The following is a 12,333-nucleotide window of genomic DNA, read 5'->3' as shown; positions in this document are numbered from 1 at the left end:
ACACTATTCATTGCCTCGGTTTTTATTTTCTCTATGACCTTAGCGTCATGTGGAAGTGATAACGACGGCAGCGGTTTAGGTCCTGCACCTAACCCAAACATCGTTGAAATTGCTGCTAATGACAGTGATTTTTCGATCCTGGTACAAGCAATTGAAGACGCAGGCCTTGTAGCTGCATTAGAAGGAACCGGGCCATTCACCGTTTTTGCCCCTACCAATGATGCTTTTAACAACCTTCCTGATGGAACTTTAGAATCACTTACCCCGGAACAACTTGCCGAGATACTGCAATTTCATGTAGTTGAAGGCTCTATTGCATCAGGTGATCTGGCTGCAACTCAAGATGTTCCATCACTTTTAGGTGAAGAACTGCTTGTAGAAGCTGACGGCGGAGTAGTAGTTAATGGCTACGCCAATGTTGAAACAGCAGATATTGAAGCCTCAAATGGGATTATTCATGCTGTAGATGCAGTATTACTTCCAGCAGGTTACAGAGATGCTAATATTATTGATCAAGCTGTAGAGCTTGGTAACTTTACTACTTTAGCTTCAGCTGTTGATCAGGTTGGTTTAACCACAACACTTAAATATAAAGGCGATTTCACTGTATTTGCACCGACAGATGATGCTTTTGCAGCTCTTCCTCAAGGATTACTATCTAGCCTTACTGATGAGCAGCTAACTGAGATCTTAACATACCATGTACTGTCAGGTGAGGTATTTTCTGATGCATTAGGAGCAGAGCAAGCACCGGAAGCACTTTCAGGCAGTCAGGTATTTGTTACCAAAGACGGTAATGGAAATGTAACTGTGAATGGATCTGCAGCAGTTGTTGCAGCTGATGTTGATGTTTCAAATGGTGTGATTCACGCTATAGATCAGGTTATTCTTCCTGACGCATACGGAACAGTAGTTGATGCTGCTGCCAAACGATATGATTTCGAAACACTTGTGCAAGCTGTTGTTGATGCAGGACTGGCTTCTGCCCTCTCTGATGAAAACGGAACCTTTACTGTATTTGCACCAACCGATGCAGCTTTCGATGCCCTGCCTGCAGGACTTCTTTCAGGCTTAACTACCCAGCAATTAGCTGAGATCTTACAATACCACGTTCTTCCTGTTGAAGTTGGATCAGGCGATCTTGCTGCCGCACAGTCCCCTGAGTCACTGACAAGTGAAAGCGTGTATGTAACGGTAGAAAACGGTGAAGTAACGGTAAACGGTTCAGCTATGGTAACCGCAGCTGATGTATTCACAAATAACGGTGTTGTACACGCAATTGACCAGGTGATCTTACCTAATGAGTTCCAGAATATCGTTGAGATAGCTTCCAAAAACTACGACTTAAGTACTTTAGTAGGTTTAGTAGCAGATGCAGGTCTTGTTTCAACTTTAGAAGGTGACGGACCATTTACCCTGTTTGCCCCTACTAACGCAGCTTTTGAGGAAATAAGCGGTACCCTTGAAACACTTACAGCACAACAAGTTGAAGAAGTGTTGACATACCATGCAGTTGCTGCTGAAGCCTTATCCGGTGATCTAAGCGATGGACAAACTATTACAACTGTTCAAGGCGAAAATATCACTGTAAATATTGACGGAGAAGGTAATGTTACTCTTAACAACTCTGTAAATGTTGTAACTGTTGATCTACAAGGAACAAACGGTGTAGTTCATATCATTGACGGAGTACTATTACCTCCAAGTTATACTAACTAATTCTTCTAGAATTAGTTGTTAGATGAGGTCTTAACAGACCAAAAAAAGCCTGTTCGGTACGAACGGGCTTTTTTATTTTCATCGGTTTTTTTGATCACTCATCTTGAAATACTGAGAAAGTTTGATCCGGATTCATCGCCAATACCGTCTCAACCATGATCTCGATCAAAGCGTCTACATCTTTCATGGAAACTACTTCCACCGGCGAATGCATATACCGTAGAGGAGTTGAAAGCAATGCACTCGGTATTCCGGTCTGCTGGTAAAAAATACTGTCGGTATCAGTCCCTGTTCTTACGCTTGTAGCTTCATGCTGAATATCAATTTTTTTATCGCTGCATACCTTTTCTACAAACTCTACCAATCTTGGATGATTAGCACCTCCGTGCTGTACCGTAGGGCCTTTACCCAATTCTACCGTTCCGTGCTCTTTCTGGTCGATTCCGGGCGTGTCAGTGGCATGTGTTACGTCGGTGACCAACGCTACATCCGGCATAAATCGATAACTCATCATACGTGCACCAAATCCACCTACTTCTTCCTGAATCGAATTCAATGCGATCACATTCACTTTCAGGTCTTTTTTCCTTTTGCTTATTTTCCTTAAAGCCTCTGCGATCACGTATCCGCCAATTCTGTTATCCAGAGCCCGGGCAGACAGCAGATCATCGTTTATAAATTCCGTATCTGTTGTATAAGTGATGGGATCTCCAACCTGAACCAGTTCCAATGCTTCTTCCTTGCTCGAAACGCCTATGTCAACATAGATATCTTTCCAGGCAGGTTGTTTTCCGCCGCCATTTTTATTTTCCTGGAGATGAATAGCCGTATTACCCGTTACCCCTACCACGCGGCCTCTTTTGTTGTGAATAAAAACCTTCTTGGCTCTTGCAATGGTAGAATCACTTCCGCCTAATTTGTTTATGTAAACAAAGCCCTGTTCCGTTATGTGCTGAACAACCATCCCGATCTCATCACAATGGGCTTCGAGCATTACTGTTGCAACATCACCACTCATATTGATCTTAGCCGCACAGGAGCCGTAAGCGTCTGTCACTACTTCATCTGCAAACTTATCTACATATTCTTTCCAGACTTTTACACCTTCCTTTTCATATCCCGTTGGACTTGGTGTTATAAGTAATTCCTCTAAAAAATCTCGTTCGTTCTGCTTAGCCATTGATGTTTAATTTGATTTGAATTTGATCGGCGGGAATATAACAAATATAGATCCCAGAATAAGTCTTTTACACTTGTCATTTCCCATTATCCCCTGCATCTTCCATGAAAAACTATAGAATATGTTTAGACCAAAATACGACCCTGACTTTTTCTATCACTGGACTGAGATCCCTGTCCGTTTTCGAGACCTCGACCCTCTTAACCATGTAAATAATGCTTTATTCAATACCTATCTGGAAGAAGCTAGGATAAATTTTCTGGGTGAGGTCGGGCAAATGGAAAGTGAATTTACGGATGGCAAGACATTTGTATTGGTGAAATGTACTATTGAATATTTAAAGCAGATCAAATTCCCCTCTACTGTTCTAGTGGGAACCGGCATTGGCGAAATCGGAAATTCGAGCATCACTGCTTTGCAAGGTCTTTATAACAAAGAGACCAAAGACCTGTTGGGGGTAGCAGAGTCTACCGGTGTTTGGTTTGATATAAATAAACAACGCCCCACTCGACTGCCTGACATTGAAAATCTTGATGAGATGATGGTTGAGAGTTGATAGAGTGATAAAGTGATTAAGCATTCTTACTTATTCATCACATACTTTGGCTTACGAAGCTATAACAAACAATATCTCTCTTCACTTTATCACTCTTGACTCCCCACTTTTTAATATCTTCAACCGGTTCAACCCAAATTCTCCTTAAAGAACATGGATAAAAGCACACGCTATAAAATTTTCAATGATCCAATTCATGGATTCATTACCGTTCCCAAAGGACCGATCCTGAAACTCATCGATCACCCGTATGTTCAGCGATTAAGGAGAATACGCCAGCTTGGCTTGGGATATCTGGTATTTCCGGCCGCTGAACATTCCCGTTTTTCTCACGCCCTGGGAGCTTTGGAATTAGGCCAACGGGTGTTAAATAATTTGAGAGAGAAAGACACCACCATCAGTCAGCCTGAATATGACGGAACCTTGATGGCAATTTTACTTCATGATGTTGGACACGGTCCCCTTTCCCATACTTTGGAACATTCACTCATCAAGGACTTCAATCATGAAATGATGAGTCTGGCTATAATGAAGCAACTCAACAAGGAATTTGATGGAGCTCTTGATACAGCCATTTCTATCTTTACCAATCAGCATAAAAAGAAATTTCTGCACCAGCTTATTTCTTCCCAATTAGACCTCGACCGGCTCGACTATCTTCGCCGGGACAGCTTTTTTACCGGAGTTTCTGAAGGCACCGTAGGTATCAACCGGATCTTAAAGACTATGAGGGTTTTCAAAGGGAATATCGTTATTGAGAAGAAAGGCATCTATGCGGTAGAGAATTATATCATCGCAAGAAGACTGATGTACATGCAAGTATATCAGCACAAAACCGTTTTGAGTGCCGACTTTTTATTACGCAGTATCTTTGACCGTGTCAGGTCAGTGATCGATAGCGGTAAGGAATTGGATTTCGCTTCTCCTGCTCTTGAATACTTTTTGGTTGAGCAACCTTCAGCAAAGAAAAGTATGTCGCAAGAGATGATCGACCGATATACTGAAATGGATGATCATGATGTATATCTGAGTATCAAGCTATGGTCAAAATGTGAAGACAAAGTATTGGCAAATCTGTGCCATAGATTTTTAAACCGGGATCTGTTCAGAACCACTTTTATGGATAAAAAACCTACCCAGGCCCAAAAAAGTGAGATAAAGCAAAAGACAAAGAAAGCGCTGAAAAAGTTGCGCATGCCTGATGATGATGAAGTTCTGGAATACTATTTAGGCTTTGAGCAAAGCTACTCAGAAGCATATAAATATAAGAATGAAAGCATCTGGATATTAGAGGATGAAAAAGCGATCGAATTTTCTAAAGCTGCTGAAACCAAAAATATAATTGCATTAACAGAACCCGTGGTAAAACACTATTGCGTACACTTAAAGGATATAAGTTTTTAAGTAAGTGAGGCTGTTTTAAGATCGGCCTCGATACTATCCATCCCCTTCAACGGATAGAACAATGATATTTTTTCGAAGAGTTCTTTTTCTTTAAACGGCTTTTGAATGAACTCCGAAAAACCTTTCTCAATTAATTCTGATCGGGTACCTGTATGCCCACCGGCTGTAATTGCAATAATTGGAACACTTTTACCGCAGCCGTTTACTTTTCGAATTCTCTCCATCGCTTCAATTCCATCCATAACCGGCATCGAAATATCCATCAGTATAACATCAGGTTTTTGCCCTTTATATTGGTCTAAAGCTTGTTTTCCATTTTCAGCTTCAACGACATCAAAATCTTTCATTTCCAGCATTATTCGGGCAAGTGCTCTGTTAACGGGCATGTCATCAACTATTAGTGCCTTCAGAGAATCAGGTGCTTTGCCTGGCATCGAAGCAGGAATCATTTCATTCGTTTCATCCGCTTTATTGCTACTGCACTCTTTCAGAGGAATCGAAAGGGATACGTTAGTACCCGATCCTTTTTCACTTTGTATTTTTAAAGATCCACCTAAAAGATCAACGAGTTTTTGACAGGTAGTAAGCCCTAAACCTGTTCCCTTTTTCCCAACGGGATCCGCTTGCCAGAAAGGTTTAAAGATGTTCTGCATTTCATCTGAAGAAATTCCAATACCGCTGTCTCTTACCTCTACTTGAAGATAGTTATCAGTCTTCAAGTCAGCTCTTCCCGCTATTGAAATATCAACTTTTACTTCACCTTTTTCGGTAAACTTTAGAGCATTGTTTATCAGCGTAAATAAAATGGTTTTTATTTTCTTGTGATCTCCTGTAAAAGCATCTTTTATATTTGAGTCTACTGAGATCAGGAAAACTATTTCCTTGAGTTTAGCAGTTTGCAAAAACTTATCATTCAGATCAGAAACCAGTTCATCTGTTTTTATGATACTTTCTTCCAAATAAGCATTCCCCGACTCTATATTTGATATCTCAATTATGTCGTTGATGATATCCAGCAAATGGCTTCCGCTGTCTGCTATTTTTTGGAGATGACTCTTTTCAGATTCATCAAGGTTTTCACTCTTTTCGAGAAGCTCGGAATAACCTAAAATAGCACCTAAAGGAGTTCTGAGCTCATGTGATAAGTGCTCAACCAGCTTTGAAAGCTGAAATTGATCTTGCTCTTTCATACTGCCTCTTGCCTTAAACATTGAACCTGAAGGGCATAATTTCTCGCCTTCCTATCCATACTCACAAGATGAATGCAGTATGTGCAAGCTGTGATAATGCCGTCTAAGGCTTTATGATCTTTTTGTCCTTCCAATTCCGGAGATTTTATTTAACCTACTACACTGTATGTAGAATGATACTCCCCAAAAATATTAAATGAATGAGTGTATTACAGGTTAATGTTTACTAATTAACCATGTATGCGGACTATTGGATACGTTCGTATATAATAAATGACAGGTCTTCCAGGTCTTCTCTTTTCTTCTCTTCCCAGATAGTTCCAATATCATCCCTGTATTCAGGGAAAAAAGTATCACCCTCGTACTCTTCATGGATCTCAGTAATGATAAGCTTATCGGCAATTTCCAGTGCATCACGATAGAGCACTCCACCGCCAATGATAAAGACCTCATCTTCCTTACAGGAATCTAAAGCAGCTTCCAGGGAACTAAAAGTATCAACATGATCGTAATTCTGAGTGGTGGACAAAACAATATTTTTGCGGCCGGGCAAAGGGATCTCATTCAATTCTTCAAAAACTCCCCTGCCCATAATTATGGTACCTCCAAGGGTTGTTTTTTTGAAGTGTTTCAGGTCTACCGGATAGCGCCATGGCAGACCTCCATCCTTCCCAATTACAAGATTTGGATCATGTGCTGCTACAAGGGTAATGATCATACCGCAACCTCAAACTTAATGACCGGATCAGGATCATAATTTTCAAGAGTGAAGTCATCGAACGTCAGTTCATCCACCGGTTTATTCTTGATCTTAAGGGTTGGAAGCGGCTTTGGTTTTCTGGTAAGCTGTTCTTTTAATCCTTCAACATGATTCACATAAATATGTGCATCCACAATAGTGTGAGCAAAAGTACCCGGTTCTAAACCAACTTCCTGGGCAATAGCCATGGTAAGAGCAGAGTAACATGCCAAATTAAAAGGGATGCCTAATGCAATATCTCCTGATCGCTGGGTTAGATGGCAATTAAGTCTTCCATCCGATACGTTAAATATATACATGATATGGCAAGGTGGAAGTCCCATTTCTTCAAGTAAACCGGGATGCCATGCACTTACTACGATCCTTCTGCTGTTTGGGTTGTTCTTAAGCATATCAATAGCTCGGCGAACCTGATCAAATTCCTTTCGGACCCACACATCTTTATCTATAGCTGAACCATTCCCTTCAAATTTCACTGTTTCTTTTTCGAAGTAAGGAAATCGCCTCCACAGAACAGGATAAATTGGACCCACATGGCCATCCTCATCAGCCCACGCATCCCAAATATGGCAGTCATTTTCATCTCTCAGCCATCGGATATGATCTTCCCCTCTGAGATACCAAAGCATTTCCAAGATCACTGAGCGGAAATATACTTTCTTTGTAGTCAATAAAGGAAAGCCTTCTGAAAGATCTACTTTATAGAACTCTGCAAAATTTGAGATCGTATCGGTGCCCGTACGATTTTCTTTTCTTACTCCATTTTCAAGTACGCTTCTGACAAGATCGTGATATGCTTTCATTGAAACAGTTTATGCTTTTAAAGTAAAGTTCCGCTTAAGAGTAATATAGCTATACTAAAATATATAATGATTCCGCTTACATCCACTATTGTTGCTACAAATGGAGCAGAGGATACAGCCGGATCGATATTAAATTTTGATAGTACGAAGGGTAACATGGCTCCGGTAAAATTTCCAAAAAGAACGATCGTAAAAAGGCTCAAACCTATAACAGCCGCCGTTAAGATCACTGTAACGCTAAGCGCCTGCCCCCCAATCAGATCCCAAGCTATCAGTGTAAAGAACCCCAATAAGCCTATCAAAGCACCTAACATCAATCCTGAAGTAAATTCCCTGGTAAACACCTTTTTCCAATCTTCCATTTTAATGTCATCAGTGGCAAGTGCCCGAATTATAAGTGTTGCAGCTTGTGAGCCTGAGTTCCCCCCACTCGAAATAATCAACGGTACAAAAAATGAAAGAGCTACTACCTTTTGAAGGATCTCTTCGTAGCCGCCCATTGCAATAGCGGTCAATATCTGACCTACAAAAAGAATGACAAGCCACCAAAGTCTTTTCTTCACAATATCAAAAATGGAGGTCTGAGAATAATAGTCATCCAATGCATCCATACCGGCCATTTTCTGCATATCCTCGGTAGTCTCTTCTTCAGCTACATCAATGATATCATCAGCAGTTACAATCCCTATCAATACGCCGTCAGAATCAACTACGGGTAATGCAACCCGGTCATATTTGGCTAACATTTTTACTGCCTCTTCCTGATCATCATAAACAGAAAGTGCCTCAAACGATCGATCCATCAAAGTTTCAATTTGATCATCCTGATTAGCAAGGATCAAATGTGTAATGCGAAGGTCATCGATCAGATGTTCTTTATCATCTACAACATAAATAACATTAATGGTCTCCGCAGTCATGCCATATTCCCTGATATGTTTCATGCTGCGCTTGATGGTCCAGTTTGACTTTACCTTAACGTAGCGCGGTGTCATCAAACGCCCAACGCTTTCCTCAGGATAGCCTAAAAGCTTTTTCAGCTGCTTCTTATCTTCCCGGTCAATAGAGTTCATTACTCTTTGAGTAAGGTGACCCGGAAGTTCTTCGAGAATTGAAACCTGCTCATCGGGCTCCAAATTCCCCATTACGTCACTTAACTGCTGCTTATTGAAAAGCTCTAAAAGCTCAACACCTTTTGTTGAAGGCAAATCAGCGAAAACATCAGCAGCTACAGGCTTCTTAAGTAATCGAAAAACAACAATTGCAATTTCACCGGGTAACTCCATCAGTAGATCAGCAATATCTGCGGAGGGAACGTCATTCAAAACCTCTTTGAGCGCAACCCAGTCTTTGGCTGCAATAAGCTCTTCAAATTCCGGTTTTATGAGTTGAACAAACATTGTTTTTCGATGATAATATTACCGTGGTGGATGGGGCTAAGAATCGGGCTAAATCCCGCAAAAAACAAGTTTAACCGTTCAGGTTTTAAAGAAAATAAAAGTACGTATGAACCTTCCGGTATTTTAACTATTCAATTTCTTTAGAGCTTGTTTAGCAGCTTTTTGCTCTGCTTTCTTCTTACTCTTTCCCTTGCCTTGCCCTAATTCTTTATCTCCCACCAATACTTTAACCAGGAAAGTCCGGTTATGCCCTGGGCCGCTTTCATTGATCAACTCGTAATAAGGAATGGAAAGTTTTTTAGACTGTGCAAGCTCCAGAAGTGCACTTTTATAGTTATCAACCGTGTTTATAAGATCATCGATGTCCAGATAATTCTCTATTACCTTATCTACAAAGTCGTAAGCCTGCTTATAGCCTTTTGTTATATAGATAGCTGCAATAATAGATTCAAAAGCATCAGCAAGAATACTTTTTGAGACCTTCAACCCACTGCTTCTTTCTCCAAATTCCATCAGGTCTTCCAAACCTAGACTTTGTGAAAGTTCAGTGAGAGTATCTCCCCTCACCAGTTTTGCTCTTACTTTTGTTAAAAAGCCTTCGTCTTTTTCAGGATAATTATTGAAAAGAATTTCTGCAGCAATAAGATCTAAAACAGCGTCTCCCAAAAACTCGAGCCTTTCGTATGAATCATAGGTTTCATACTTCTCTTGGGAAAGTGTTGAACGATGCCGTAAAGCTTTTAGAAATAAAGAAGGATCGTCGATTGAAAAACCAACGATCCTTTCTAAAGTATCAATTCTGCTTTTAAGCTCAGGGCTAAGATCTGAATTCTTTTTTTTACTAAAAAGAGATCCGAACCATTTTGCCATAGATCTTAGTCCTTGTATTTATTGAAGACTAAGGTTGAGTTGTGACCACCAAAGCCAAAAGCATTATTCAACGCATATTTCACATCACGAACAACAGCTTCATTCGCAGTGTAATTTAAATCACACTCCGGATCCTGGTTCTCGATGTTTGTGGTAGGAGGAACCATTCCATGATATATGGCAAGCAATGTTGCAATGGATTCAATGGCTCCCGCTGCTCCTAAAGTGTGACCATGCATACTTTTGGTAGAGTTCAGGTTTATCTTCTCAGAGTGATCACCAAAAACTTTTTTGATGGTATTAGTCTCAGCAATATCACCTAATGGAGTTGAAGTACCATGCATATTGATATGGTCTACATCCTCCGGTTTTATACCCGCTGATTTCATTGCCCTGGTCATAGCTAAAGTAACACCATTTCCTTCAGGATCCGGTGCTGTAATGTGGTAAGCATCTGCAGAAAAGCCATATCCTTTAACTTCTCCATAGATACGTGCACCACGATCAAGAGCTGATTGAAGTTCCTCGAGCACAAATATTCCTGCACCCTCACCTAATACAAAACCATCGCGGTCTTTATCAAATGGTCGGGATGCAGTCTCGGGTGAATCATTACGGGTAGACATTGCCTTCATGCTATTAAAGCCTGAAATACCAATTCTGGTTACCGGTGCTTCGGTACCTCCGGCTATTGCATAATCTGCCTGGCCATATCTTATGGTATCATAGGCAAGACCTATGTTATGAGATCCCGTGGCGCATGCAGAAACAGCGCAGTAATTTGGGCCTCTAAAGCCATACCGTATAGATATTTGACCGGATACAATATCAGGTATAAGCATGGGAATGAAGAATGGTGACACTCCCCTTGGCCCATGTTCATGAAATGATATTGATTGTTCGTAGAACGTTTCCATCCCACCGATACCGGTACCCACTAATACAGCGACTTCATCTTTATCAATTTTTTCCAGATCAAGTTTACTGTCTTCGATAGCTTCACCTGAAGCGATAAGGGCATATTGTGCAACCTTATCTAATCTTCTGGCTTCCTTGCGATCGAAATAATCAGTGGGTTCGTAGCCCTCAATCTGAGCAGCAAATTTTGTGGCAAAGTCAGTCGTATCGAAATGTTCGATCAATCGAACACCACTTTTTCCTGAAACTAATCCATTCCAGAAATCAGGTGCACTTTTACCAATCGGGGTAAAAGCACCGATACCCGTTACTACAACTCTCCGAGTGCTCATAGGTAATTTTTTGTAAGTATTAAATTAGGATAATTTTCCTGAAAGATAGGTAACTGCATCTCCTACAGTAGCGATATTCTCAGCGTCTTCATCAGGAATACTGAGATCGAATTCTTTTTCGAATTCCATAATTAATTCTACGGTATCCAGAGAATCAGCACCAAGGTCGTTGGTGAAGTTAGCATCAGCTACTACTTCTGATTCGTCTACACCAAGTTTATCTACAATGATCGCTTTTACTTTTGATTCTACGTCTTTTGACATTTTGTGTCCTTTTTTCAGTGATTAGTTGGTAATTATAATTTTGATAAAATAAGTGATTTCAACTTAAAAATTCAGTCGGGTATCTGCAATATTATGTAATTACATTGCCATGCCGCCATCCACCCGAATAACTTCACCGGTAATGTACGAACTCATATCCGAGGATAGAAATACAACAGCATCAGCTACTTCATCAGCTTCTCCTGCTCTTCCCAGTGGCGTTTCGGCTTTAATACCATCCAAAACTTTCTCGTCAAGCTCACCGGTCATGTCGGTCAGAATATATCCCGGAGCAATTACATTTGCACGAATATTTCGCGAAGCCAGTTCTTTGGCATATGATTTAGTAAAGCCAATGATACCTGCTTTGGATGCTGCGTAGTTACTTTGTCCCGCATTTCCGGAAATACCTACCACCGAACTTATATTTATAATGGAGCCTCCACGGTTTCTCATCATCGGCTTGGCTGCAGCTTTAGAATAATTAAAAACACTTTTCAGGTTCGTAGTGATCACATCATCCCACTGCTCTTCGGTCATGCGAAGAATGAGATTATCTTTTGTGATACCTGCGTTATTTACAATTACATCCAGCTTGCCCCAGTCTTCAACTATTTCGCTAATAACTTCTTCAGCTCGCCCTAAACTGACGGCATCAGCTTGCAGTGACTTACACTTTCTTCCCTTCTTTTCAATTTCAGCTTTTACTTTATCTGCTGCATCGGCTGAGCGTGCATAGGTGATCACTACATCAGCACCAAAATCAGCAAGCCTGAGCGCTATAGCTTTTCCTATTCCACGGCTTCCGCCGGTTACTAAACAGGTTTTTCCTTCTAATGTTAAACTCATAGTTCTTTATTTATTGGTGTCCTGAAATTTCTGCGCCTTTTAACGTTCGCTTAACCAATCCTTGTAATACTTTGCCAGGACCTACTTC

General features: G+C 40.7%; 12 protein-coding genes. 3 read left to right on the top strand and 9 right to left on the bottom strand.

Translation table 11 applies throughout. The annotated features are described in order from the left end of the window. Nucleotides 1–1,719 (top strand): fasciclin domain-containing protein (locus VFM80_RS12315; RefSeq protein WP_395072128.1); only part of this gene is annotated, 1,719 nt, incomplete at its 5' end. A gap of 94 nt (nt 1,720–1,813) precedes the next feature. Here the strand turns inward: VFM80_RS12315 and VFM80_RS12310 are convergent. Next, complete coding sequence (locus tag VFM80_RS12310; protein ID WP_395072127.1) at nt 1,814–2,899, bottom strand: M20/M25/M40 family metallo-hydrolase; 1,086 nt, start codon at nt 2,897–2,899, stop codon at nt 1,814–1,816. Between the two features lie 121 nt (nt 2,900–3,020). On the opposite strand from VFM80_RS12310, the gene VFM80_RS12305 reads away from it, so the two are divergent. Beyond that, nucleotides 3,021–3,455 (top strand): acyl-CoA thioesterase, encoded by a 435-nt coding sequence (locus VFM80_RS12305; RefSeq protein WP_395072126.1) that lies wholly within the window; start codon nt 3,021–3,023, stop codon nt 3,453–3,455. A 153-nt stretch (nt 3,456–3,608) separates the two neighbouring features. Beyond that, nucleotides 3,609–4,859 (top strand): HD domain-containing protein, encoded by a 1,251-nt coding sequence (locus VFM80_RS12300; protein WP_395072125.1) that lies wholly within the window; start codon nt 3,609–3,611, stop codon nt 4,857–4,859. On the opposite strand, the gene VFM80_RS12295 is transcribed toward VFM80_RS12300, so the two are convergent. From VFM80_RS12295 to fabG, 8 genes are all read right to left on the bottom strand, one after another. After that, nucleotides 4,856–6,049, bottom strand: a complete 1,194-nt coding sequence (locus tag VFM80_RS12295; RefSeq protein WP_395072124.1) for a response regulator — start codon at nt 6,047–6,049, stop codon at nt 4,856–4,858. The two genes, VFM80_RS12300 and VFM80_RS12295, sit on opposite strands and share 4 nt — an antisense overlap. Before the next feature lie 247 nt (nt 6,050–6,296). After that, nucleotides 6,297–6,767 carry a dihydrofolate reductase gene (locus VFM80_RS12290; protein ID WP_395072123.1) on the bottom strand — a complete coding sequence of 157 codons (471 nt, stop codon included), beginning with the start codon at nt 6,765–6,767 and terminating at the stop codon, nt 6,297–6,299. Beyond that, nucleotides 6,764–7,612 (bottom strand): thymidylate synthase, encoded by an 849-nt coding sequence (locus VFM80_RS12285; RefSeq protein WP_395072122.1) that lies wholly within the window; start codon nt 7,610–7,612, stop codon nt 6,764–6,766. Before VFM80_RS12285 ends, VFM80_RS12290 begins: the two co-directional genes overlap by 4 nt. Before the next feature lie 17 nt (nt 7,613–7,629). Continuing rightward, nucleotides 7,630–9,012 carry a magnesium transporter gene (mgtE, locus tag VFM80_RS12280; protein WP_395072121.1) on the bottom strand — a complete coding sequence of 461 codons (1,383 nt, stop codon included), beginning with the start codon at nt 9,010–9,012 and terminating at the stop codon, nt 7,630–7,632. A gap of 123 nt (nt 9,013–9,135) precedes the next feature. Beyond that, nucleotides 9,136–9,882: a ribonuclease III gene (gene rnc / locus VFM80_RS12275; protein ID WP_395072120.1), complete on the bottom strand. Its 747-nt coding sequence runs from the start codon at nt 9,880–9,882 to the stop codon at nt 9,136–9,138. A gap of 5 nt (nt 9,883–9,887) precedes the next feature. Beyond that, nucleotides 9,888–11,132 (bottom strand): beta-ketoacyl-ACP synthase II, encoded by a 1,245-nt coding sequence (fabF, locus tag VFM80_RS12270; RefSeq protein WP_395072119.1) that lies wholly within the window; start codon nt 11,130–11,132, stop codon nt 9,888–9,890. A gap of 24 nt (nt 11,133–11,156) precedes the next feature. After that, nucleotides 11,157–11,396 carry an acyl carrier protein gene (locus VFM80_RS12265; protein WP_395072118.1) on the bottom strand — a complete coding sequence of 80 codons (240 nt, stop codon included), beginning with the start codon at nt 11,394–11,396 and terminating at the stop codon, nt 11,157–11,159. Between the two features lie 99 nt (nt 11,397–11,495). After that, nucleotides 11,496–12,245, bottom strand: coding sequence for a 3-oxoacyl-[acyl-carrier-protein] reductase (gene fabG / locus VFM80_RS12260; protein ID WP_395072117.1), 750 nt, complete (start codon nt 12,243–12,245; stop codon nt 11,496–11,498). Between the last annotated feature and the right edge of the window lie 88 nt (nt 12,246–12,333).

Origin of the sequence: Gracilimonas sp. (genome assembly GCF_035704785.1) — a bacterium.
Lineage (GTDB): Bacteria > Bacteroidota > Rhodothermia > Balneolales > Balneolaceae > Gracilimonas.
Note: the sequence above shows the minus strand (reverse complement) of the source record. Positions and strands in the feature narration are given on the sequence as shown.

Bases quoted from the DNA above. Each gene is read 5' to 3' on its own strand.
- VFM80_RS12310 (WP_395072127.1), bottom strand. From the start codon at position 2,899: ATGGCTAAGCAGAACGAACGAGATTTTTTAGAGGAATTACTTATAACA.
- VFM80_RS12305 (WP_395072126.1), top strand. From the start codon at position 3,021: ATGTTTAGACCAAAATACGACCCTGACTTTTTCTATCACTGGACTGAG.
- VFM80_RS12300 (WP_395072125.1), top strand. From the start codon at position 3,609: ATGGATAAAAGCACACGCTATAAAATTTTCAATGATCCAATTCATGGA.
- VFM80_RS12295 (WP_395072124.1), bottom strand. From the start codon at position 6,049: ATGAAAGAGCAAGATCAATTTCAGCTTTCAAAGCTGGTTGAGCACTTA.
- VFM80_RS12290 (WP_395072123.1), bottom strand. From the start codon at position 6,767: ATGATCATTACCCTTGTAGCAGCACATGATCCAAATCTTGTAATTGGG.
- VFM80_RS12285 (WP_395072122.1), bottom strand. From the start codon at position 7,612: ATGAAAGCATATCACGATCTTGTCAGAAGCGTACTTGAAAATGGAGTA.
- mgtE (WP_395072121.1), bottom strand. From the start codon at position 9,012: ATGTTTGTTCAACTCATAAAACCGGAATTTGAAGAGCTTATTGCAGCC.
- rnc (WP_395072120.1), bottom strand. From the start codon at position 9,882: ATGGCAAAATGGTTCGGATCTCTTTTTAGTAAAAAAAAGAATTCAGAT.
- fabF (WP_395072119.1), bottom strand. From the start codon at position 11,132: ATGAGCACTCGGAGAGTTGTAGTAACGGGTATCGGTGCTTTTACCCCG.
- VFM80_RS12265 (WP_395072118.1), bottom strand. From the start codon at position 11,396: ATGTCAAAAGACGTAGAATCAAAAGTAAAAGCGATCATTGTAGATAAA.
- fabG (WP_395072117.1), bottom strand. From the start codon at position 12,245: ATGAGTTTAACATTAGAAGGAAAAACCTGTTTAGTAACCGGCGGAAGC.